At 76.3% G+C, this 23,378-nt stretch carries 15 protein-coding genes; 10 read left to right on the forward strand and 5 right to left on the reverse strand.

Features of this window, described 5'->3' with window-relative positions:
- Positions 1-99 precede the first annotated feature (99 nt).
- Both OG900_36275 and OG900_36280 read left to right on the forward strand, forming a co-directional pair.
- Positions 100-2,793, forward strand: a complete 2,694-nt coding sequence (locus tag OG900_36275; GenBank protein ID WUH95079.1) for an AAA family ATPase — start codon at positions 100-102, stop codon at positions 2,791-2,793.
- 61 nt (positions 2,794-2,854) lie between these two features.
- Entirely contained in the window at positions 2,855-3,355 is a 501-nt protein-coding gene (locus OG900_36280; GenBank protein WUH95080.1) for a hypothetical protein, read from the forward strand.
- An 87-nt stretch (positions 3,356-3,442) separates the two neighbouring features.
- Here the strand turns inward: OG900_36280 and OG900_36285 are convergent, their stop codons facing one another.
- Positions 3,443-4,525 (reverse strand): aminoglycoside phosphotransferase family protein, encoded by a 1,083-nt coding sequence (locus OG900_36285; protein WUH95081.1) that lies wholly within the window; start codon positions 4,523-4,525, stop codon positions 3,443-3,445.
- A 225-nt stretch (positions 4,526-4,750) separates the two neighbouring features.
- Between OG900_36285 and OG900_36290 the strand changes: the two genes are divergently transcribed.
- On the forward strand, positions 4,751-6,232 hold the full coding sequence (locus OG900_36290; GenBank protein WUH95082.1) for a hypothetical protein: 1,482 nt from the start codon (positions 4,751-4,753) through the stop codon (positions 6,230-6,232).
- 124 nt (positions 6,233-6,356) lie between these two features.
- Here the strand turns inward: OG900_36290 and OG900_36295 are convergent, their stop codons facing one another.
- Complete coding sequence (locus tag OG900_36295) at positions 6,357-7,826, reverse strand: SpoIIE family protein phosphatase (GenBank protein WUH95083.1); 1,470 nt, start codon at positions 7,824-7,826, stop codon at positions 6,357-6,359.
- Positions 7,827-8,222: 396 nt separating this feature from the next.
- Here OG900_36295 and OG900_36300 point away from each other — a divergent pair, with 396 nt between their 5' ends.
- From OG900_36300 to OG900_36315, 4 genes are all read left to right on the forward strand, one after another.
- On the forward strand, positions 8,223-9,650 hold the full coding sequence (locus tag OG900_36300) for a HEAT repeat domain-containing protein (GenBank protein WUH95084.1): 1,428 nt from the start codon (positions 8,223-8,225) through the stop codon (positions 9,648-9,650).
- 218 nt (positions 9,651-9,868) lie between these two features.
- Positions 9,869-10,987 (forward strand): glycosyltransferase family 1 protein, encoded by a 1,119-nt coding sequence (locus tag OG900_36305; GenBank protein WUH95085.1) that lies wholly within the window; start codon positions 9,869-9,871, stop codon positions 10,985-10,987.
- Complete coding sequence (locus OG900_36310; protein WUH95086.1) at positions 10,984-12,129, forward strand: glycosyltransferase; 1,146 nt, start codon at positions 10,984-10,986, stop codon at positions 12,127-12,129. The genes OG900_36305 and OG900_36310 overlap by 4 nt, the downstream gene beginning before the upstream one ends.
- Positions 12,130-12,483: 354 nt before the next feature.
- Entirely contained in the window at positions 12,484-13,449 is a 966-nt protein-coding gene (locus OG900_36315; protein ID WUH95087.1) for an SGNH/GDSL hydrolase family protein, read from the forward strand.
- Here the strand turns inward: OG900_36315 and OG900_36320 are convergent.
- The 3 genes from OG900_36320 to OG900_36330 form a co-directional block, all read right to left on the reverse strand.
- Positions 13,338-14,225: a biotin-dependent carboxyltransferase family protein gene (locus OG900_36320; GenBank protein WUH95088.1), complete on the reverse strand. Its 888-nt coding sequence runs from the start codon at positions 14,223-14,225 to the stop codon at positions 13,338-13,340. The two genes, OG900_36315 and OG900_36320, sit on opposite strands and share 112 nt — an antisense overlap.
- A 256-nt stretch (positions 14,226-14,481) precedes the next feature.
- Positions 14,482-15,105 carry an allophanate hydrolase subunit 1 gene (locus OG900_36325; protein ID WUH95089.1) on the reverse strand — a complete coding sequence of 208 codons (624 nt, stop codon included), beginning with the start codon at positions 15,103-15,105 and terminating at the stop codon, positions 14,482-14,484.
- Positions 15,102-15,887: a LamB/YcsF family protein gene (locus OG900_36330; protein ID WUH96052.1), complete on the reverse strand. Its 786-nt coding sequence runs from the start codon at positions 15,885-15,887 to the stop codon at positions 15,102-15,104. The genes OG900_36325 and OG900_36330 overlap by 4 nt, the downstream gene beginning before the upstream one ends.
- A 141-nt stretch (positions 15,888-16,028) precedes the next feature.
- Between OG900_36330 and OG900_36335 the strand changes: the two genes are divergently transcribed.
- The 3 genes from OG900_36335 to OG900_36345 all read left to right on the forward strand — a co-directional run bounded on the left by OG900_36335 (position 16,029) and on the right by OG900_36345 (position 23,375).
- Positions 16,029-17,537, forward strand: a complete 1,509-nt coding sequence (locus OG900_36335) for a hypothetical protein (protein ID WUH95090.1) — start codon at positions 16,029-16,031, stop codon at positions 17,535-17,537.
- Positions 17,538-17,608: 71 nt separating this feature from the next.
- On the forward strand, positions 17,609-18,436 hold the full coding sequence (locus OG900_36340) for a hypothetical protein (GenBank protein ID WUH96053.1): 828 nt from the start codon (positions 17,609-17,611) through the stop codon (positions 18,434-18,436).
- A 49-nt stretch (positions 18,437-18,485) separates the two neighbouring features.
- Positions 18,486-23,375, forward strand: a complete 4,890-nt coding sequence (locus OG900_36345; GenBank protein ID WUH95091.1) for a hypothetical protein — start codon at positions 18,486-18,488, stop codon at positions 23,373-23,375.
- Positions 23,376-23,378: the final 3 nt, after the last annotated feature.

Here is a 23,378-nt window from a genome sequence, read left to right on the forward strand (position 1 = left end):
CACCGCAGCCGACGGCGTACGCTGTGGGGCCATCGGGCGGATGTTCGCCCGGCGCGGTGTGCGCCGGGTGTGCGCCGCCCGGCCGTCAGGGGGTGAACCATGCCGCAGCGCCAGACCCGCAGCCGGCGCGCGCTGCTCGAACGCGAGGCCGAACTCGTCGCCGTCGACGAGGCGCTGAGCGAGCTGAGCGGCCTGTTCCCGGACGGCACCGGGCACCCCGGCGCGCGCCGCCGGGGCGGCCTGCTCGCCTTCGCCGGGTCCGCGGGGCTCGGCAAGACCACCCTGCTCGCCGAGGTGCGCAGGCGTGCCGCCGCCCACGGCTGCACCGTGCTGTCCGCCCGCGGCGGCGACCAGGAGCAGCAGGTCGCCTTCCACGTGGCGCGGCAGCTGCTGCAACCGCAGCTCGCCGGCGCCGCGGAGGCCGAGATCAAGGCCACGCTGGGCAGTTGGTACGGCATCGTCGGCCCGGCGATCGGCCTGTGCGCCGCCGAGGGCGCCTCCCCCGACCCGCAGGGCATCCGCGACGGGCTCGACTGGGTCCTCACCCACCTCGCGGTGCAGCGCGCACCGGCCGTCCTGGTCCTGGACGACGCCCACTGGGCCGACCCGCAGTCGCTCAGCTGGCTGGCCGCCTTCGCCCCGCGCGCCGAGGACCTGGCCCTGCTCATCGTCGTCGCCTACCGGCCCGACGAACTCCCCGCGGGCGCCGAGTCCTTCCGCGGCCTGCCCGGCAGGGCGGGCCACCGCCCGATCGGCCTGGAACCGCTCACCCCGGCCGCCGTCGGCCGCCTGGTGCGCGACGCGGTCGGCGAGCACGCCGACGACGCCTTCTGCCGCGAATGCTGGGCGGTCACCGCGGGCAACCCCTTCGAGGCCGTCGAGCTGGCCGCGAAACTGCGCGACCGCGGAGTCACCCCCGACGGCACGAGCACCCACCTGCTGCGCGACCTCGCCGCCGCCGCCAAGGGCAGCGGCCTGGTCAGCCGCCTTGAGCGGCTCGGCCCCTCCACCGTCAGGCTCGCCTGGGCCGCCGCGGTCCTGGGCACCGAGGTCCCGCCGGAACTGGCCGCCGCCGTCGCCGGTCTCGGCAGCGAGGAGGCCGCCGACTGCGCCGACCGGCTCCGCGAGGCCCGCATCCTCACCCGCAGCCGCACCCTGGAATTCGCCCACCCGCTGATCGCCACCGCCGTCTACCACGCGATACCCGGCACCGTGCGGGTCGCCCTGCACGGCCAGGCCGCCTGGGCCGTCGTGGACGCCGGGCTCGGCCCGTCCGCCGCCGCCCGGCACCTGCTGGAGACCCGCCCCGAGGGCGACCCGTGGGTCGTCCACCAGCTGCGCGCCGCCGCCCGCGAGACACTGCGGGCCGGCGCCCCCGAAGCGGCCCGCAGCTACCTCGGCCGGGCACTGAGCGAACCCCCGCCGTACGAGGACCGCGCCGAGGTGCTGTACGAACTGGGCTGCGCCTCCCAGCTCCTCGAACCCTCCGTCACCGTCGACCTCCTGCGGGCCGCGCTGGAGGAGCCGATCGGCGACCCCGCGCTGCGCGACGGCATCGTCTTCCGGCTGTCGCAGTCCCTGGCGCACAGCGACCGGCTCAGCGAGGCCGCCGAGGTCGTCTCGGAGGCCGCCCGCACCGCCACCAGCGCCCGCACCCGGCTGCGGATGCAGGCCGAGCAGTTCATGTGGGACGCCTTCCGTGCCGACGAACCCGACTCGCCGGGCCGCTCCCGGCGGCTGACCCGGCTCGCCGACCGGCTCACCGGCCGCGACCGCACCGAGCGGTACATCATCGGGCTGCGCACCTGGGACGCCACCCTGCGCGGCGAGCACATCTCCACCGTGCTGCGGCACGCCGGCCGCGCCCTGGACGGCGGGCTGCCGTGGGCCGACGAGGCCTGGGGCTTCGAGGTGCCGGCGCTCGTCGCCATGACGTACATCTACGCCGACCGGCCCGCTCGGGCCGAGGAGCTGTTCGCCACCGGGATCGCCGACTTCGAGAGGCAGGGGTGGCGCGGCGCCCACCTGTCCTTCGGGCTGCTGCTGCTCGGCTACGTCCGCTACCGGCAGGGCCGGCTCGCGGAAGCCGAGGACCTGGCCCGCGACGGGCTGCGGCTCGCCGAGCGGGTCGGGCGCGGCACCCCCGTGCAGTGGTATTCCGTCGCCGTCCTCATCGCGGTGCTGCTGGCCCGCGGCCGTACCGCGGAAGCCACCGAGCTGGCCGCCGAGTACGCCTTCCGCGAGCCTTTCCCGGCCGCCGTCACCTTCCCCGACGCCCAGGCCGTGCACGGCGAGCTGCTGCTGGCCCGCGGACTGCACCGGGAGGCCGCGGCCGAACTGTCCGCGGTCGGCCGCCGGCTCGACGCCCGCGGCATGCGCAACCCCGCCTGGTGCCCCTGGCAGCTTCACCTCGCCCTCGCCGAGTCCCACGACAACCCGCGCAGCGCCACGTACACCGCGCTCGACGCCGTCACCCGGGCGCGGCAGTACGGCGCCAGGTCCACGATCGGCCACGCGCTGCTCGTCGCGGCCGAGGTCAGCGGGGGACCCGAACGGCTGAAGCTGCTCGACGAAGCCGTCGGCCACCTCGACGCCTCCCCGCCGGCGCACCTGCTCGCCCGGGCGCTGGTCGCCCACGGCGTCTCCCTGCGCGAGGCCGGCCGGCCCGCGGAGGCCGCGAGCCGACTCCGCCGCGGCCTGGACACCGCCCTGCGGTGCGCCGCCGACGGCACCGCGGCACAGGCCTGCGCCGAACTGGCGCGGACCGCGGCCCCGGACACCGCCGCCCCCTGATCCGCGTCCACCCGCCGGTCAGCGGGTCCCCGTCACGCAGGCCAGCCCTTACCATGGCCGCATGTCCTTCCTCCGCCGCCGCAGCGCAGCCACGCCCACCGGGCCGGACTTCGACGTACTCGCGATGGACCCGGGGGACTGGCCCGGGGACCTGGGGGCCGGTCTGCTGCCGGGGCCCGACGGGCGGTGCGAGGGAATCTACCTGCGCTACGACCTCTTCGGCGGCCGCGGCCCCGCGATGCTCATCGGCAACCTGCCGGAGGGCTCGCCCGCCCGCGAGCTGAACGAGGGGCAGGTGCCCTTCGAGGTGGCGCAACTCCTCGCCGCGCTCGGCAATGACGAGCCCGCCGAGGTCACCGACATCGAGGACACCCCGGTCTGGCAGGGCGACGGCCTGCTGATCGTCCGGCGGATCAAGATCTCGGAGTCGCGGGTCGCCTGCGCGCAGTTCGACCGCAGCGACGGTGTGCAGGTGACCATCGCCACCTGGGACCGGCCGATCACCGACGACCTCTACCAGCTGCTCAAGCCGCTGCCCGCGGAGATGTTCCAGGCCGGCTGAGGCCGGCGGCGGGGCACGGCACGCGGGTCGTGGACACCGCGGCGGTGGTCCTGGCCGGCTGAGCCCCCGCGCTCAGCCCGCCGCCCCTCAGCGGGTGCCGACCGCGGCGCGTACGGCCCTGCGGGCCAGACCGCAGTCGTCGTGCAGCCTGCGCAGCAGCAGCCGCTGCTCCTCGCCGGTCTCCGCGGCACCCGGCGGCACCGGCGTGGTGGACCGCATGGTGCGCTGCACGGCCGTCTCGTACGTGCGGATCTCCCGGGTCAGCACCAGCATCAGGTTGACCAGGAAGGCGTCCCGCGCCGCCGGACCCGGTGCCTGCGCCTGCTGGCTGATCTGGCGGCGCGCCGCCTCGTCGTCGCCGAGCACCGACCACAGCACCGCCAGGTCGTAGCCGGGCAGATACCAGCCCGAGTGCTCCCAGTCGACCAGCGAGGGGCCGGCCGGCGAGAGCAGCACATTGGACAGCAGGGCGTCGCCGTGGCAGAACTGCCCCTGCGCGTGGGCCAGTCCGTGCAGCAGCTTCTGCAGGTCGCCCATGTCCCGGTCGGTGAGCAGGCCCAGCTCGTGGTAACGGCTGATCCTGGCCGGGTAGTCGATCGGAGCGTCGAAGGAACCGGGCGGCGGACGCCACATGTTGATCCGCGCGTATGCCGACAGGGCGGCGCGCACGTCGCCCCGGCTCGGCGGGTGCGAGGGGTGGCGCTGCGGCGAGACGACCCGTCCCGGCATCCGCTCCATCACCAGGACGCAGCTGTCCGGGTCGGCGGCGATCAGCCGCGGCACCCGCACCGGCGGCCTGTGCCGGACGAAGGTCCGGTAGGCCGCTATCTCGTGGCGGAAACGATCCGCCCAGGCGGGCGAGTGGTCGAGCAGGCACTTCGCCACCGCCGGCGAGCGACCCGAGGTGCCGATCAGCAGGGCCGTGCGGCCACCGCGGCGCAGCAGCTGCACAGGAGTGAACTCGGGGCAGATCCGCTGTACCGCCGCGACCGCGGTGCGGAGCTGGGCCCCCTGCGGGCCGGTCAAGTCGATTCTCCCGCTGAGCGGATGGGGGCCGCCGAGCGTCCCGCGCCGCAGTCCTGCTGCGGCGCGCGTTCTGACGGCCGGCTCCGCAGCGGCGGGGTAGGCGGGGCGGGGCGGGGCGGACACGGAGGACGATGCCGAATACATGGGAAGAAGCAGATCCCTTCACGCCTACGAGTTCAGGGGCGCCGACCCCTTCCCGGCACCGCACCCTGGGGAATGCGGCGTCGGGAAGGGGTGGCGCGTTCCTACCTGACACCCGGCGACCCCTGGCAGACCATGTGGCGAACCCTGGCGAACCCTGGCGAATAGTCGCGGGGCGATTGTCGGGGGGAATAGTGTCAACAACGCCGAGGAACCTGGGGGCTTGACGTGGGCAATGAGGCCAACACCCGACTCGCGGACCTGTTCGGCCTCACCGGCTGGTCCAAGGGCGAACTCGCGCGGCTGGTCAACCGGCAGGCGGCGGCCATGGGCCACCCGCAGCTGGCGACCGACACGTCGCGGGTCCGCCGCTGGATCGACACCGGTGAGTCGCCGCGCGAACCCGTGCCGAAAGTGCTGGCCGCGCTGTTCACCGAGCGTCTCGGCCGTGTCGTGACCATCGAGGATCTCGGGTTCGACCGGCGCCGGCAGACGGGAAGGAGACAGACCGGAGACGGCCTCCCGTGGCCGCCGGAAAGAACAGCCGCGGTCCTCACCGAATTCACGGGAATGGACCTCATGCTCAACCGACGCGGTCTGGTGGGCGCGGGCGCCGCGCTCGCCTCAGGAACCGTCATCAGCAGCGCCATGCACGAATGGCTGCACTCCGACCCGGCCCTGGCGGCCGACGCACCCAGGCTCGACCATCCGCTGTACGCCGACCAGGCCGACTACGACCGCTACGAGGCGGTCCCCGTCGGCTCCCAGGAGATCGAGTCGCTGGAGCGCTCGGTCGAGGTCTTCCGCGCCTGGGACGCCGCCCGCGGCGGCGGACTCCAGCGCAAGGCAGTCGTCGGCCAGCTCAACGAGGTGGGCGGCATGCTCTCCTACCGGCACTCGGTGCACCTGCAGCGCCGGCTGTGGGGGGTGGCGGCCAACCTGGCGGTCCTGGCCGGCTGGATGTCGCACGACATCGGGCTCGAACCCACCGCCCAGAAGTATTTCCTGATCGCCGCCCACGCGGCCCGCGAAGGCGACGACCGGCCGCGCGCCGGCGAGGCGCTGTCCAGGGCCGCCCGGCAGATGGTGCACCTCGGCAAGCCCGAGCAGGCGCTGGACCTGATGCAGCTCGCCTCGTCCGGCTCCGGCGACCGCGCACTGCCCCGCACCCGCGCGATGCTCCACACCATCGAGGCGTGGGCGCAGGCCTCGCTGGGGCGCGGCCAGGCGATGCGGCGGACCCTCGGCGAGGCCGAGGAGCTGTTCGTGTCGGACAAGGGCGACGTGCCCCCGCCGAGCTGGATGCAGAATTTCGACGAGGCCGACATGCACGGCATGCAGGCGCTGGCCTACCGCACGCTGGCCGAGCACGAACCGGCGGCCGCCGCGCAGGCCCAGCTGCACGCCAAGCAGGCGATCTCGCTGCGCACCTCGGGCCACGAGCGGTCGATGATCTTCGACTACCTGTCGCTGGCCTCGGCCTGCTTCATCGCCGACGACCCGGAGCAGGCCGACCGCTACGCCCGGATGGCGCTGCTGACCATCGGCCAGACCTCCTCGCACCGCACGTGGGACCGGCTGCGCGAGATGTACCGCCTCACCGGGCGCTACTCCGACTACACCCGGATCCAGGACCTGCGCGAGGAGATCGAGTCGACCCTGCCCGGACGGAAGAGGACGGGAGGCGCCCCGCGCTACCGCGAGGTCTGAGCCGCGCCCCTCGCGGGCCCGCGCCCGGCATCGGGCGGCCGCCGTAGGGCATGCCGCCGTCGCCGCCGAACGGGTCGGTCAGCAGCTGTCGACAGCGTGGTCGGCAGCGGCGGTCAGCGGACCTTCAGAGGATCCTGGCGATCAGGACGCAGGCGTCGTCCTCGCGGTCCGGTGTGCCGAACTCCTCCGCCACCAGCCGTACGCAGTCCTGTGCGGTCCTGGCGGCGGCGAAGAGCGGGGCCATGGCCAGCAGCCGGTGCACACCGGCCTCGGTTTCCGCCGTGCCTGTCGACGTGTCGACAAGGACGCGGCGCGGCGCCAGGCCGTCGGTGTGCAGCACCAGCAGGTCGCCGGGTGCCAGCTGCTCGCGTGCCTGGGTGTATTGCGCGCCCGAGGTGGCGCCGAGCAGGACCCCGTCCGGCGGATCGAGGGACCGCCCTGTCCCGTTGCGGAAGAGCAGCGGGGCGGGGTGGCCCGCCTGCGACCAGTGCAGCACCCGGGTGGCCGGTTCGTACCGGCAGCACAGGGCGCTGCCGAGGGCGGGCTGCGGGGAGGTGTCGAGCAGTTCGTTGAGCCAGCCCATCAGCGGGCCGGGCTGGAGGCCGGCGACGGCCATTCCGCGCAGGGCGCCCAGCAGCATCGCCATGCCGGACGTGGCGGTCACACCGTGGCCGGTGAGATCGCCGACGGTGAGTAACGAGGCCCCGTCCGGCAGCTGCATCGCGTCGTACCAGTCGCCGCCGATCAGGGCGCTGGTCGCGGACGGCAGATAGTGCGCCGCCAGGTCCATCGTGGTCGGCCCCCCGTCCAGCGGGAAGCGCTGGGCGCCGCGCCACGGCGGCAGCACGGCCTCCTGCAGCTCGACCGCCATACGCCGCTCGGTCTGCGCGATCTGCCGCTGCCGCTGCAGCGACTCCCTGGTCTCCCGCAGCGTCCGCTGGCTGCGCCGCAGGTCGCTGACGTCCCGCAGCACCGCCCACATCGACTCGGTGCCGCCGTCGGCGCCGAGCACCGGCTCGCCGACCATGTGCACGGTGCGCACGGAGCCGTCCGCGCGCACGATACGGAACTCGCCGTCGATCGGCCGCCCGTCCACCAGGCAGCCGGTCACCATCGCGGTGAGCACCGCCTGGTCCTCGGCGAACAGCCAGGACGGCAGCTCGTCCAGGGTGAGCGGGCCGTCCTCTGGGGAGCGGCCGAAGATGCGGTAGAGCTCGTCCGACCACAGCGCCCCGTCGGTGAGCAGATCCCACTGCGCGCTGCCGGCCCGGCCCAGCGCGCCCACCGCGGCCGCGTCGGGCCCGGTCGGCTGCAGCGGCACGTCGAGCAGCAGCAGCCCGCCGGAGGGCAGGTCGGCGGGGTCCAGGCCGTCCCTGAGCTGCCCGAGGTGGGTGCCCAGGTCGTCCAGCTGGTGCACGGCCAGGTCGCAGAGCGCGCGTTGCCAGCGCAGCTGCGGGTCCCCGGCGGTGTCGCTGTCCCGCAGCACCGCGTCGACCCGGGTCCTGAGCTGGCGCGCCTGGGAGATCAGCGCGTCCACCGTACCGGGGTCCGGCGGTTGCGCGGCGGTGTGATCCGCGTGCGTGGGGGACGGCATGACGCACTCCGAAGGTGTCTGCTGGCAGCTCTCGACGGCCGTGGCGGACGGGAAGGACCGGTAACGACTGTTGCACAGGGAGCGATGGGTCGTAAGGGTTTCCGCGATACCCGATCCGGTGGTGCTCGCGGCATATGCCGAGAGCCCAGCGGGTTTCCGGCCGCCGAACCGCCGCCCTCCGGCCGCCCGTGCGACGCCCGGGAGCCACCCTAGCCTCCGCGTGCGAGCAGCTCCCGAAGCGACATCGCGCCCCCGAGTCGGTAGGCTGCCGCCGCCCGCCCCCACGGGGTCCGCTCCGACCACCAGGTGTGAAATGTCCGGTGGCCGGTAAGGATGCCGGGCATCAGCAGCGGAAATCCCGTTGCCATGGAACCCCCCGCACCGGATGCTGACCTCATGTTCGACCCAGACATAGCGCCCAGCGGCACCCTTCTCGGCCTCCTCCAGCGGGGGCGCGGAGACGGTCCCCTGCATGCCCTCGCGGCGCCGCGGGCCGACGCACTCGCCGCCCTGGAGCACTGCGTGCTGCGCGACCCCCGGCTCGACTGGCGGGTCGAGTCGCGCTCCCTCTATTACGCGCGGCTCTACTCCGACCTGGAAGGCCCGCTCGACGGGATCGAACAGCACCTCTTCCACCCCGACGACCTGATCCTGGCCGACGAGCACCGCTGCGGCCTGGCCCTGTCCGTCCTCGGCCACCTGGCGGGATACGGCCGCAGGGACGCACTGCACCTGCTGCGCCGCTACGCCGCCACCGGCGGCTGCTGGGAATGGGCGCTGGACGAACTGGCCGTACGCGACGGCGAGGCCGGGCTGCGCTCGCTCGGCCCCTCCGTGGTCGCCCGCTTCCCGCGCACCCCGGAGGGCGACGCCGCCCTCGCTCGGGCGGTCCGCGAGGCCTACGAACCCCGCCCCTGGCAGCTGTGGGCCGAGGACGGCTCGCAGCCCGCCACCGCGGAAAGGGTCAGGCAGGCCACCGAACAGGTCAGCTTCGACCGCTGGCAGCGCCAGATGCGCTCGACGGGACCCACCCCGGGATGGAGCGTCGGCGCCGTCCTCGAATGGGCGCAGCAGGGCCTCGACGCCCACCCCGGCGTCGAGCGGGACCAGTCCGCCGCCCGCTGCCTGGCCGCCGTCGCCGGCCCCGAGGACCGCCCCGCGCTGCTGGACGCCGCCCGGCGCGGCCCGTCCGCCGCCCGCGCCGCCGCCCTGCGGCACCTCGGCGACCGCCGCGACCCGCGGTGCCTCGACCTGATCGAGACCGCCGCCGAGGCAGTGGACGAGCGCGTGGTGCGCGCCGCCGTCGAGTCCTTCGCGCGCATGCACGACGACGCCGCCATGGCCCGCGCCCGCGACTGGGCCGTACGCACCGACCCGCTCGGCGCCGCCGCGGCCCGGATGCTCGCCTGCCACGGCGGCCCCGGCGACGCCGACCTCGTCCTGGCCGCACTGCGCCGCACCGTCCAGTCGGGCGGCGCCGACGCGGAAGGGCTCGACCCGCTCGTCGAGGGCGTCGGACGGCTCGCCGCCTGTCGCGCCGCACCCCTGCTGCGGCACCTCTACCGCGAGACGTCCTCCTCCCAGCTGCGCGGCACCGCCGCCCGCGCCCTCGCGCTCGCCGACCCCGGCTTCGCGGCCGGCTTCGCCGTCGAGTGCCTGTGGGACTGCGAGGAGGCCACCCGCGAACTGGCCGCGCACCGCGCCACCTCCGGCGACGTCCGGGTGCTGACCCAACTGCGCCGGCTGGCCGCCGACCCCGCCGAAGAGGCCGAGGTCCAGACCGCCGTCCGCGGCCGCCTCAGCTCCGGCGGCACCTCCCGCTGACCCCCGGGGCCCGCCGCGGCGCCCGTCGCCGGCCGGCGGGCCGGGCGCCGCCCCGGAGCGCCGGACGGCACGCCCTGGGGCCGCTGGGGCGGAAGGGGGCGTTCCGTCGCGGATGTCCAGGCAGGGGGGCATGAGCGCGGTCCAACGCTCATGGGGCGTTCCCCTTCGGGAAAGATCCTCGTGGCCCTGACAACGTCCGGCGCGGCGACAACGTCCGTATGAGAGTCGCCATCGTCACCGAGTCCTTCCCACCCGACGTCAACGGAGTGGCCCACTGCGCCCTGCGCACGGCCGAACACCTCGCCCGCCGCGGCCACGAGCCGATGGTCGTCGCGCCCGCGGGCCCGCACGACCAGGACGCCGACGACCCCTGCCCCGTCGTCCGCGTCCCCTCCCTGCCGCTGCCCGGCTACCCCCAGGTGCGCGTCGCGCTGCCCGGCCGCCGCACCGCCGCCGCCATCGCCGCGCACCGCGCCGACATCGTCCACCTGGCCAGCCCGTTCGTCCTCGGGGTACGGGGCCTGGCCGCCGCCACCCGGCTGCGCATACCGGCGGTCGCCGTCTACCAGACCGACCTGGCCGGCTACGCCAAGACCTACCTGAACGCCGGCGAGGCCGCCGCCTGGCGCCGTATCCGCGCCGTCCACACCGCCGCCGCCCGCACCCTCGCCCCCTCCACCGCCTCGGCCGCCGCACTCGCCGACCAGGGCGTGCCCAGGGTCCACCTGTGGCCGCGCGGCGTCGACTCGGTCCGCTTCCACCCCGCCCGCCGCGACGAGGCGCTGCGCCGCGAACTCGCCCCGCGCGGAGAGCTGATCGTCGGATACGTCGGCCGGCTCGCCGCCGAGAAGCACGTCGAGATACTGGCCGGCACCAGCGAACTGCCCGGTGTGCGCGTCGTCGTGGTCGGCGACGGCCCCAGCGCCGCCGGGCTGCGCCAGGCGCTGCCGCGCGCGGTCTTCCTCGGCCGCAGGACCGGGGACGACCTCGCCCGCATCTACGCCTCGCTCGACGTCTTCTGCCACACCGGCCCCTTCGAGACCTTCTGCCAGACCGTCCAGGAGGCCATGGCCAGCGGCATCCCGGTGGTCGCCCCCGCCGCGGGCGGCCCCCTCGACCTGGTCGACCACGGCAGGACCGGCCTGCTCGTCCCGCCCGGCGACGACCTGGCGGTGCGGACCGCCGTCCGGCTGCTGCACGCCGACCCGCGGCTGCGCCTCCGCTACGGCGCCGCCGCCCGCGCGGCCGTCGCGGAACGCAGCTGGGAAGCCGTCGGCGACCAGCTGCTCGGCCACTACGACCAGGTCCTCGGCGAGCGAGCGGCGGCCGCCGCGTGAGCGCCGCCGGCCTGCGCATCGTCCGGGTGGCGAATTTCGTCACCCCCGTCTCCGGCGGCCTGCGCACCGCGCTGCGCCACCTCGGCGAGGGGTACGCGGCCGCCGGCCACGAACCCGTCCTGGTCATCCCCGGCCCCGAGGCGTCCGACGAGCACACCGCACAGGGCCGGGTCATCACCCTGCCGGGCCCCGAGATCCCCGGCACCGGCGGCTACCGCGTACTGGCCCGCCGCGCACCCGTCGCCGCGCTGCTCGAACGGCTCGCCCCCGACCGGCTCGAAGTCTCCGACCGCACCACCCTGCGCTGGACCGGCGAGTGGGCCAGGCGCCACCGGGTGCCCGCCGTGATGGTCTCCCACGAGAGCGCCGACGGCGTCCTCGGCACCTGGGGCCTCCCGGCGGGGGCCGCCCGCCGCACCGCCGACGCCCTCAACCGGCGTACCGCGCACGCCTACACCCGGGTCGTGTGCACGACGGCCTGGGCGGCGGCCGAATTCGAGCGGATCGGGGCACGCAACGTCGTCCGCGCCCCGCTCGGTGTCGACCTCGCCGGGCTGCACCCCGGCCACCACGACGCCTCGCTGCGGGAGAGGTACGCGCACGGCGCCGCCGTCATGCTCGTGCTGTGCTCCCGGCTCAGCCCCGAGAAGCGGCCCGACGACGCTCTCGACGCGCTGGCGCGGCTGCGCCGCACAGGGGTCGACGCCGCACTGGTCGTCGCCGGCGACGGGCCGCTGCGCACCCGGCTCACCACCCACGCCAGGGCGAACCGGCTGCCCGTGACCTTCCTCGGCCACGTCGGGCGGCGCGACGACCTCGCGGCCCTCCTGGCGACCGCCGACATCGCCCTGGCCCCCGGCCCCGTCGAGACCTTCGGGCTCGCCGCCCTCGAAGCGCTCGCCTGCGGCACGCCCGTGGTGGCCAGCGCCCGCTCCGCGCTGCCCGCGCTCATCGGCCCGGCCGGCGCGGCGGCCGGCACCCCCGAGGAGTACGCGGCCGCGATCCGCACCCTCCTCACGGTGCCGGCCCCCGTCCGCCGCGCCCGCGCCCGCCGCCGCGCCGAGCTCTACACCTGGCCGGCCGCAGTCTCCGCCTTCCTCACAGCCCACGCCCTCCCCACCCCCACCGGCTCCCCCCGATGACCCCCACCCCTCCAGTCCCGCAGGACCGGCGCCCCCAGCCCCGACGGACCGTCGCCTGCCGCCGGGGGGAGCCCCTCGGGGGCGCGGGGAGCGGCGCGACAAGCCACGACGCACCGTCGTGTGCCGCCGGGGGGAGTGTGTGCCCGGCCCCCACGGCGCGGCAGCGGCGTCGTCTGGGCAAGTGGTACCCCCTCGGGGGCGCGGGGAGCGGCGCGACAAGCCACGACGCACCGTCGTGTGCCGCCGGCGGAAGCCCCCCGGTCGCGAGGAACCGCGCGACAAGCACCACCGCGGCAAGCGCGACCGTGGGATTCGAGCCGCCGGCACGGCGCCCCGCAGGAGGGGAGGAACCCCGTGAGTGAGAACGGGGTGCGGTTCGCCGTCCTGGGGGACTCGCTCAGCGAGGGAGTCGGCGACCCCGCGCCGGGAGGCGGGTGGCGGGGCTGGGCCGCACTGCTGGCGGAGAGCCTCGCCCCGACCGCCGACCTCCTGAACCTCGCCCGCAGCGGCGCCCGCACGGGCGACGTGGCGGGCAGCCAGCTCACCGCCGCCCTGCGGCACCGCCCGCACCTCGCCTCGGTGATGGTCGGCGGCAACGACACCCTCCGCGGCGGCTTCGACGTCCACACCGTGGCAGCCGAGCTGCACACCGCCCTTGGCGCCCTGCGCGCCTCCGGCGCCCACGTGCTCACCGCGTGCCTGCCCGACCCCGGCACCGTCCTGGGCCTGCCCTGGCCCCTCGCCCGCCCGCTGGGCCGCAGGATGACCGCGCTGAACGACGCCGTCCACGCGCTGTCCGCCCACCACGGCGCCCTGCACCTCCATGCCGCCCAGCGGCCCTGGGCGACGAGCCCGGGAGCGCTCAGCGCGGACCGGCTGCATCCGAGCGAGGCCGGGCACCGGATGCTGGCGAGCGACTTCCACGCCCTGCTGGCCGGCGCGGGCCTGTCGGTCGGGCCCCCGCCGCGGCTGGACCCGGACGGGCCGCCGCCCGGCCGCGCCGCGTCGGTGTGGTGGATGGCGACGCGCGGCACGAAGTGGATCGCGGACCGGTGCACGGACCTGCTGCCCGACCTGCTGCGGCTGGCCGCCGACGAATACCGGCACGCCGCCCGCGGCACCGCGCCGCTGCTGGACCACGCCGCCCGCGAGGCGACGGTGGCGGCCCTGGAGTCACTGGGGCTGAACGCCCCACCGCCGGGGCCGCTTCACAGCACGGGCCGGCCGGACCGCAGCGCCACGAAGCGGATCCTGGTGCCGGGCGCGGACTGGGCCGCGGCGGGCAGCGACTCCTCGGGCACGACGCCGATCACCGGGTAGCCCCCGGTGGTGGGATGGTCGGCGAGGAAGACGACCGGGCGGCCGTCCGGCGGCACTTGGACGGCACCCGGCAGCATGCCCTCGCTGGGCAGCTCGCCGTCCCGCCCGGGGGCCCGGCTCAGCGCGGGGCCCTGGACGCGCAGGCCGATCCGGTTGGAGGCGGGGGAGACGGTGTAGTGCCCGGTGACCAGGGCGCGCAGGGAGCCGGGGGCGAACCAGTCGTCCCGCGGTCCGGGCAGGAACGGCAGCACCAGCTCCGCACCGGCCGAGCCGTACGGCACGACGTCCGCCGCCATGCCGCTGCCCCGGTCCGGCCCGACGGGCAGCTCGTCGCCGTCGGCGAGCGGCGCCGGGCCGAGCCCGGAGAGCAGGTCGGTGGCCCGGCTGCCCAGCGCCGCGTCGACGGCGAGCCCGCCGGCCACGGCGACGTAACTGCGCAGCCCGACCGCGGCCGCCCCGACGTCCAGCACCGCACCGCCCGGCACGACCACGGGCGCACCCCAGGCCGCGGGGCGGGCGTCGACCCGTACCGGACAGCCCGCGCCCGTGACCGCGACCACCACCGTCCGCGAGGCCCGCAGCGCGCACCCGGACACGGTCGTCTCCAGCCCGGCGGCCCGCTCGCTGTTGCCGACCAGCCGATTCGCCAACCGGTGGGCCGGCAGGTCCAACGCCCCGGACCGCGGCACCCCGAGATGCGCGAACCCGGGCCGCCCCAGGTCCTGCACGGTCGTCAGGGCCCCGGCCCTCACCACTCGCAGCACAGCCCCGCTCACCGCACACCCCCCGGCCCGTACGCACCCGGGCCCGGCAGCCCCTGAACCGCCACCGTCCCGCGCCCCGCCGGCCCGGCGGTGGTCCGGGCAGGGCCCGAGCGCGGACCTCGAAACGGCACGAACGCCGCCGCCACCGGCTCGCCGCCCGCGAGCGGAACGCCCGCCGCGGGCACCGCAATTGCCGCCGTCGCGCCGGAGACGCACCCCGGCACGTACACCCGCCGGGCCCCCGCGCCCCGCGGGCCCGCGACCCGCCTCACCGGTCCGCCAGGACGAAGCGCACCTCGGTGCCGGGGGAGAGCAGCGCGGCCGGCTCGCGGCCGGGGTCCCACAGCGGAGCGTCCGTCGTGCCGATCAGCTGCCAGCCGCCGGGTGACGACCTCGGGTAGAGGCCCGCGTAGGGGCCGGCCAGGGCCAGCGAGCCCGGCGGGACCGCGGTGCGCGGGGTCGGGCGGCGGGGGACGTGGCGGGCGGCGGGGAGGCCGGTCAGGTAGGCGAAGCCCGGGGCGAAGCCGCAGAAGGCGACGCGGAAGGGGGTCGCCGTGACGATGCCGGGCAGTTCGGCGGGGGACACCGACCACAGCGCGGCGACCTCCGCGACGTCGGGGCCGTCGAAGCGCACGGGCACCTCGCGCAGTTCGGCCCGGCCCGGCTCGACCGGGGGCACGTCCCAGCCGGACACCGCGGCGGCGAAGGCGCGGGGGTCGGTCAGGCCGGCGACCAGGACGGTGCGCGCGGCCGGCACGATCTCCCGCACCCCGGGCAATTCGCCGGCCTCGCGCCGCCGCAGCAGCTCGGCGTGCAGCGCCTGCGCACGCTCGCCGTCCTCGGTCTCGACCAGCACGGCACCGCGGCCCATGGCCAGCACCCGGCACTTCATGCGAACGCCGCCACCCGCAGCCCGGCCGCCTCAAGCGCCTGCCGCACCCGGGCGGCGAGTCGCGCGGCGCCCGGCGTGTCGCCGTGGACGCACAGCGAGCGCGCCGCGACGCCCACCCGCGTCCCGTCCGCCGCCGTCACCCCGCCGCCTGAGGCGATCCGCACCGCCCGCTCCACCACCAGGTCCGGCTCGTCCACCACCGCGCCGGGCTCGCGGCGCGGCACCAGGGTGCCCTGGGCGGTGTAGGCGCGGTCGGCGAAGGCCTCGGTCACCGCGCGGAGCCCGGCGCCGGTGGCGGCGGCCAGCAACTGCGAGCCGGGCAGGCCCAGGACGGGCAGCCGGCCGGCCAGCACGACGCCCTCGACGACGGCGGCTGCCTGCTCCGCGTCGTGCACCGCCCGGTTGTACAGCGCGCCGTGCGGTTTCACATAGGCCACGGACGCACCGGCCGCGTGCGCGAAGACCTCCAGCGCGCCGATCTGGTAGGCGACTTCGGCGGCCAGCTCCGCCGGCGGCACGTCCATCGACCGCCGCCCGAAGCCCGCCAGGTCGCGGTAGGAGACCTGCGCCCCGATCCGCACCCCGCCCGCGGCGGCCCGCTCGCACACCCGCCGCATCGTCGCGGGATCGCCCGCGTGGAAGCCGCAGGCGACATTCGCGCTGGTGACGACGGAGAGCAGCGCGTCGTCGTCGGTGAGGTGCCAGCGCCCGAAGCCCTCGCCGAGATCGGCGTTGAGGTCGACGACCTCGACGCCGGCTGTCCCGCCGTCCGCGTCCGCCATGCTGATCCGCCCGTCGTGTCCACCGGTGCCGTAGGATTCCCGTGTCCCGATCATGGCACCCCGCACCGACAACGCGTGCCCGCCCCGTGCCGATCCGTGCCGTTTCGTTCGTTGTCGGTGGCACCGCCTAATGTGTGGGGCGTGACCACCACAGTCCCGTATCCCCTGCCGGGCGCCGCCCGGCCGGCCCCGGGCCCCGCCGCCGACGAGGGCCTGGCCCGCCGGCTCAAGGCACTCGCCTGCACCGCGCCGCTGCACGACCTGGACGTCCGCAAGGCCAACCTCGCGGGCGAGTATTCGGTGTACGCGATGGCGGAGGTCGCGCTCGCCGCGATCGACCTGGTCACGCTCAACATGGACTTCGACACCGGCGCCGACCACGACCAGATAGTGGCCAGACTGCTGCCCCGGGTCGCCGCGCAGGCCCCGGGCCGCGGCCACCCGGAGCACGAGCGGGTCGCCCGCTGGGTGCTGGAGAACCTGATCAATGTCGGCAGCGCCGACCGCGGATTCCGCGCCGTCTACGGCACGTTCGCCGCGGACGGCGCCTATGTGCGGCGCGACTACGACTTCAAGTTGATCGAGGAGGTGCCGGGCCCCGGCGGCAGCGTCTACCTGCGCACCACCGACGAGGCGGTCAACGTGCTGGTGGGCGCGCTCGACACCGACGTCACCAGCGCCCAGATCGCCGCCGAGGTCAAGCTGGAGGTGCTGATCAGCCGCGGCAGGCTCGCCGACGCCCAACTCGCCGCCGAGCAGGCCCGCTACCGCACGGTCCAGTACGCCGAGACGCTGCGCCGCACCCTGGAGGCGACCCGGCGCAACGTACGGGCGGTGGACTGGCTGCGGCAGGTCCCCGACATGATCGCCGAAGCCCTCGACCACGTCGCCGACCGCTACCGCCATGAGAACGCGATCCTGACCAACATCCGCAAGGCGCGCGACGAGGCGGAGGAGCCCGAGCACAAGCGGCGCGCCGCCGAGCTGGTCGACATCGTCAAGGACTGCATCCGGCGGCACACCCAGCTGCAGTCCCGGCTGCTGGAGGCCGGGCCGCTCTTCCGTGCCGAGCAGGACCGGCAGGCCTTCGCGGCGCCGCCCGCCCGCGCGGGACTCGACCTCTACGGCCAGCTGGTCGCCCCGCTGCTGCCGCTGCCGGTGGAGCGGGCCTCGCGGGTGACCGACGCCTTCTTCGCCCGCGGCGCCGGCCTGCGCACCCCTTCCGCGGTCCGGGTCACCGACCTGGTCGACCTGCTGCTGACCCCGCCGGTCGAAAGGGACCACCTGGGCGCGGAGATGCCCGAGCCGGACCTGGTCGCCACCCCCGACGACAGCCGCTTCTCCGACGAGCAGCTGGAGTCCGCCCTCGACCTGCTCGACCTGCCGCACGACGCGCCGCGCCGGCTGTCCGGGCTGCTCGCGGAGGCCCGCCGCAGGGACCCCGATCTGCCCTACCTGGTCGCGCTGCTGGCGCTGCACTCCGCCTCGCCGCCGGTCGGCACCGCGATGCGGCAGGGCGAGCCGCAGGTGCTCTTCGCCGTGGACGACGGCACCGAGCTGGACGACCCCGACTTCGGCGGCGCCGACCTGATCCTGGGCACCGCCCGCCTCGCCGCCCGCCCCGCGGACCCGAAAGAGAGAACGACGTGAGCGACCACCGCGACGACGACGCGGAAGCCGGCGACGGCGCCCGCGAAGCCCGCAGGGACGGCGCCGCGGCCCTGACCGCCGGCGATGTCGCCGACGCCGCCCGCCTGGTCGGCTTCGGCCTCCAGCCGAAGCTGCTGCCCGCCAGGGACGCGGAATATGCCGAGCTGGTCAGACGCCACCGCGAGGACCCCGGCTTCGCCCGGATCGCCGACGCGGTCGCCGCCGGGCTCGGCCTGGTCGTGCTCGAAGTGTCGCCGCGGGCCGGCATGGCCGTCGCCGCGGGCGAGGACTCGGTCTTCGCCGTCCGCATGGGCGACTACGCCCGCAGGGCCGCCTCCGACGCCGGGGACAGGTTCCTGCACGGCCTGGCGCACCTGGCAGCCGCCGCGCTGGCCTTCCCGCGCCCCGAAGACCTCGCCGACGACGGCTACATCGGCCGGATCACCGTCAACGGGGTGGACGCCTTCGTCCGCCAGGCGTGCCGCCGGCTGGAGGAGCGCGCCGACGAGACGGGCGAGAACACCGACCCGGCCAGCGACGCGCCCGGACTCGAGGCGGCCTGGCGGGTCTACGCCCGGCGTACCGCCACCGGGGCGACCAAGGACGCCCGGCGGCTGGCCGGCTCCACCACCGGCATCATCGGCAAGGCCGTCGCCTTCCTCGTCGACTCCGGCTTCCTCCAGCGCACCGGTGACGAGTCCGGCGGCACGTACCGCACCACCGCCCGCTACCAGCTCCAGGTGCGCGACATGGCGGGCAGCGCGGCGATGGCCGAGCTGCTCGACCTCGGCGTCGTGCCGGTCACCGACGGCACCGCGAGCCTGCTGCCCGCGGCCGCCTCCGACGACGGCGCGGACCTGGTCGCCGACGCGGGCCTGCCCTTCCACGCCTCCGCCTGACCCCCCCGCCCGAGCCCACCTCCTCCACCCAGCCACGAGAGTCCGCCGCATGTACGAGCTTTCCCGACTCCGCCTCTACTCCATCGGGCCCGCCGGCGCGCGTTACGCCGACACGGTGCTCGACCTGCGGGGCGTCGGCGAACCGGTGCCGCAGCCCGCACCGGCGCAGGGCGACTTCTTCGCGGACGAGCCGGCCGGGCCGCCGCGCCGCCCCGCCCCCGCGGGAGTGCTCTTCCTGGAGAACGGCGGCGGCAAGTCCGTCTTGCTCAAGCTGATCTTCTCGGTGATGCTGCCCGGGCACCGCAACACGCTGGGCGGCGCCAGCTCCGGTGTGTTGCGCAAATTCCTGCTGGCCGAGGACTGCGGGCATGTGGCGCTGGAGTGGCAGCACACCGTCACCGGCGAGCTGGTCGTGGCCGGCAAGGTCAGCGAGTGGCGCGGCCGGCAGGTGTCGGCCGACCCGCGGAAATTCGCCGAGGCCTGGTATTCCTTCCGGCCCGGGCCCGGGATGAGCCTGGACTCGCTGCCGGTCGCCGAGTCCACGGCCGTACGCCCGCCGGTCGAGGGCGCCTCGGGGGCGCGCGGCAGGCGCCGCACCATGAAGGGCTTCAGGGACGCGCTGACCGAGGCGGGCAAGGCGTATCCGAACCTCGACGTGGTGTGGGAGGAGATCCACGACCGGTGGAACGAACACCTCGGCGACCTGGGCCTCGACCCCGAACTGTTCCGCTACCAGCGGGAGATGAACGCCGACGAGGGCGAGGCCGCGGGCCTTTTCGCGGTCAAGAAGGACTCCGACTTCACCGACCTGCTGCTGCGCGCGGTCACCGACACCCGTGACACCGACGGTCTCGCCGACCTCGTCCACGGCTTCGCGGGCAAGCTCGGCCGCCGGGCGGAGCTGACCGCGGAGCGCGACTTCACCGCGGGTTCCCTCGACCTGCTGGGACGTATCGTCGAGGGCGCCGAGGCCCGCGACCGGGCGCGTGCCGTGCACGCACAGTCCGAGCGCCGCACCCGCGCGCTGGCCAGGCGGCTGTCGGCCCGCGCGCAGCAGGAGCGCGCCAGGACCGGCGAGATCGCCCAGGACATGGCGCGGGCCGCGCACGCCGTCACCGACGCCGAGCAGGCCCGCGCGGGCAGCGCGCTGACCGCGGCCGAGATCGCCTACCGGCACGCGTCGCTGGCGCTGGCGGCGGCGGACAAGGGCGCGGCGGCGCTGCGCCGCGAGTTGGGCGACGCGCGCACCCTGCACGCCGCCTGGCAGGCCGCCGAGACCGTCCTGCGGCAGCGGGCCGCGGGGGACAGGCTGCAACGGGTCAGCGCGGCCATCCGCGAGGCCGAGCGGGACGCCGCCCCCGCGCTCGCCGCCCGCACCACGGCCGCCGCCGAGCTGGTCCGCGCGCTGCACGGCGCCGCCGCCCGCGCGGAAGGGCAGGCCGACGAGGAGGAGGAGCGCTCGGCGCGGCTCCAGGCCCGGTCGGAGACCGCGCACCGCGACGCGACCGCCGCCGCCACCGAGGCGCAGCGCGCCCGCAGCGAGACCGGGCACCTCGCGCAGCGGCTGGCCGAGGTCGAGCAGGAGACCGCCGAGGCCGTACGGTCCGGCTGGCTCGACGACTCCGCGCCCAACGCCGACCCCGCACGCGCGGCGCTCGCCGCCGCCGACGCGGAGGACTCGGCCGCCGCGCTGTTCCGCGCCGCCGCAGACACCGCCCGCACCACGGCCGCCCGCGCCCGGGACGCCGCGGCGGCCGAATCCCGCGCGGAACTGGCCGCGGCCCGCGCCGCCGACGCCCTGTCCACCGCGCAATCCGCCCTGTCCGCGTCGACGCTGTCCGCCACCTCCCTGACCACCGACCCCCGCCTCACCGCCCTCCTCAGCCTCCCCACCCCCCGCCCGGCCGCCGGTGACCAGGCCTCGGGCCCCACCGAAGCGGGCGCCTCGGGCGCCCGGCGGGCAAGCGCCCCTGACGGTCCCGCCGGCGTCGGCGAAGGCGCCGAATCGGCCCCCGACGGTCCGTCCGGCGTCCGCGCCGGCTCCCGCACGCCGGGCACCCGCCCCGGGCCCGGCGCGGGCCAGGACGGCGGGATCAGCCCCGGCAGGCTGGACGAATTCGCCGAGCCGCTGCGGGAGTTGCTCGACAGCGCCGTGGCCGCCGCCGAGCGGCAGCTGTTCGACCTGCGGACCGCCGCCGCGGACGACGCGCGGATTCTCGGGGCGCTCGGCGACGGGGGCCTGCTGCCGCCCGGGCCCGACGTGCTGGCCACCGTCGAGTATCTGGGCGAGCACGGCATTCCGGCGCTGCCCGGGTGGCGCTATCTGGCGCAGGCCGTGGACCCGGTGGACCACGCCGTGGTGCTCGCCGCCAGGCCCGAGCTGGTCGACGGGGTCGTGGTGACCGAGCCGGGGACCTACCAGCGGGCCAGGGAAGCGCTGGCGCAGGCGGCCCTGCTGCCGCGCTCCACCGTGGCCGTCGGCACCGCCGCCGCGCTGCTCGCCCCGCCGCCGTCGGCCGGCACCGAGCCGGACGTCTTCCTCGTACCGCCGAACCCGGCGATGCACGACGAATCCGCGGCGGACGGTGAGCGCCGGGCGCTGCGGGCCAGGGCGACCGCCCGCGAGGAGGAGATCAGGGCGCTCGCGGCCCGCCTCGCCCACGACCGTACGCTCGCGGCCCGGCTCGCCTCCTGGCGTGCCGCCTGCCCGCAGGGACGGCTCGCGGAACTGGCCGCGGAGGCCGCGGCCGCCAGGGAGACCGTCGAGCGCACCCGCGCGGAGCTGGCCGACGCGCGCGCCGCCCGCGCCGAGGCGGAGGCCGTCGCCGCGGAGGCCGCACAGGACAGCGACACCCGCAGGGCCGCCGCCGAGCAGGCCCGCCGCAGCGCCGACGCGCTGGCCGGGCTCGCCCACCGGCTGCGGGAGCGGGCCAACTGGCAGCGCAGGGCCCGCGAGCTGACCGCCGACGCCGCCGAGGCGGAGGCCCGCGCCGAGGCCTGCCTGGCGCAGGCCCGCGCCGCCGACGAGGACCGCAGGGCCGCCCAGCGCGCCTCGGACGACGCCCGCCGCACCGCCCGCGTCCTGCGCGCCGAGCGGGCCGAGATCGCCGGCGCCCCCGACGACGGCACGGCGGCCGCAGCGGACGGCGACAGCGCCACCTCGCTGCCCGCGCTGCGCGAGGCCTACCGCGCCGCCTCCGAGGTCTACGAGAAGGTCGGCGTCGGCGCCGACCTGCGGGCCGAGCAGGCGCGGGCGGAGAGCACCGAGAATGCCGCCCTGGTCGAGCTCGACCGGCTCACCAACAAGGTGCGCAGCCGTGCCGCCCAGCTGCTCGAAGGGCCCGACGGCTCCGACGGCCCGTCCCGGCAGGCCGCGGCGGGCCGCGCGGAAGCGCTCGTCCAGACCCTGGAGTCCCGCGCGTCCGCCGCCAGCGAGCAGCTGGGCCGGCTGCGCGGCGAGGCGGAGCGCCTCGCTCCGCCCGGCGGCGCACCGCACCACACCGAGCTGCCCGAGGCCTTGCGGCCGCGCGACGCCGACCACGCGCAGGAACTGCTCCGCGCGGCCACCACCGAGGTCGCCACCCGTAGCGAGGCCCTGGAGCAGGCCACCGCGGCCCACGCCGACCTGGTCGCCGCGCACCGGGCCGCCGAGGAAGCGGCGGGCGGCTTCGACGAGACCGCCGCGCTGCTGCGCGACCTGCTGCGGGACGGCGGGCCGCAGCAGCACCCCGACGAGGAGGAGCCGCAGCCGTATCCGGGCAGTCAGGAGGCGGCCAGGCAGGCCGCCGCCGAGGCCCGGCGCGGCCTGCGCGGCTGCGCCGCCGACCTGTCGGCCGCCGAGACGCAGCTGCGGGAGTCCGCCGACGTCCTGGTCAGGCATGCCAACGCGGTCCGCTTCGAGCAGGTCAGGACACCGGCCAGACAGCAGATCAGGGAGCTGCCCGGCGCCGCGCTGCCCGAGCACGCGGCGGCGTGGGCCGCGGCCTTCGCCCCCCGGCTGCGGGTGCTGACCGACGAGCTGGGCCAGTTGGAGCGCAACCGGGACATCATCGTGGACCGGCTGCGCGGCCTGGTGGAGTCCGCGCTGGCCACCCTGCGCTCGGCCCAGCGGCTGTCCCGGCTGCCCGAGGGCCTCGGCGAGTGGTCGGGGCAGGAATTCCTCCGGATCCGCTTCGAGGACCCCGACCAGGCGGTGCTCACCGAGCGCCTCGGCGAGGTCATCGACGAGGCCACCAGGTCGGCGCTGCGGAAGAATTCCGACCTGCGGCGGGACGGGATGTCGCTGCTGCTGCGCGGTGTCGGCGCGGCGCTCCAGCCGCGCGGTATCGCGGTGGAGATCCTCAAGCCCGACGCGGTGCTGCGCGCCGAGCGGGTCCCCGTCGGCCAGATGGGCGACGTCTTCTCCGGCGGCCAGCTGCTCACCGCCGCCATCGCGCTCTACTGCACGATGGCCGCGCTGCGGAGCAACGACCGCGGCAGGGACCGGCAGCGGCACGCGGGCACGCTCTTCCTCGACAATCCGATCGGGCGTGCGAACGCCACCTATCTGCTGGAGCTGCAACGGGCCGTGGCCGACGCGCTCGGTGTGCAGCTCATCTACACCACCGGGCTTTTCGACACGACCGCGCTGGCCGAATTCCCGCTCGTGGTCAGGCTGCGCAATGACGCGGATCTGCGGGCCGGCCTGAAATACATCAGCGTCGAGGAGCACCTCAGGCCCGGCCTCCCGGTGCCCGACCCGCAGGGCGAGCAGGTGCACGGCGAGATCACCGCCACCAGGATGTTCCGCCGCCCGCCGGAAGCGGCACCGCAGGCAGCGGCGCCACAAACCGCGCCGGACACCGGACCCGACGCCGTACCAGGGCCGGGACCAGGGCCGGGACCAGGGACGGAGGCGGGACCGAAGCCCGTACCGCAGTCCCGTCCCGCCGCCCGCTGACCC

The organism is Streptomyces sp. NBC_00433 (assembly GCA_036015235.1).
Lineage (GTDB): Bacteria > Actinomycetota > Actinomycetes > Streptomycetales > Streptomycetaceae > Actinacidiphila.

Excerpts from the sequence above, each read along its gene's own strand:
- OG900_36300 (WUH95084.1), top strand. The coding sequence starts at position 8,223 with ATGTTCGACCCAGACATAGCGCCCAGCGGCACCCTTCTCGGCCTCCTC.
- OG900_36285 (WUH95081.1), bottom strand. The coding sequence starts at position 4,525 with ATGTATTCGGCATCGTCCTCCGTGTCCGCCCCGCCCCGCCCCGCCTAC.
- OG900_36325 (WUH95089.1), bottom strand. The coding sequence starts at position 15,105 with ATGAAGTGCCGGGTGCTGGCCATGGGCCGCGGTGCCGTGCTGGTCGAG.
- OG900_36345 (WUH95091.1), top strand. The coding sequence starts at position 18,486 with ATGTACGAGCTTTCCCGACTCCGCCTCTACTCCATCGGGCCCGCCGGC.
- OG900_36295 (WUH95083.1), bottom strand. The coding sequence starts at position 7,826 with ATGCCGTCCCCCACGCACGCGGATCACACCGCCGCGCAACCGCCGGAC.
- OG900_36280 (WUH95080.1), top strand. The coding sequence starts at position 2,855 with ATGTCCTTCCTCCGCCGCCGCAGCGCAGCCACGCCCACCGGGCCGGAC.
- OG900_36275 (WUH95079.1), top strand. The coding sequence starts at position 100 with ATGCCGCAGCGCCAGACCCGCAGCCGGCGCGCGCTGCTCGAACGCGAG.
- OG900_36330 (WUH96052.1), bottom strand. The coding sequence starts at position 15,887 with ATGGCGGACGCGGACGGCGGGACAGCCGGCGTCGAGGTCGTCGACCTC.
- OG900_36305 (WUH95085.1), top strand. The coding sequence starts at position 9,869 with ATGAGAGTCGCCATCGTCACCGAGTCCTTCCCACCCGACGTCAACGGA.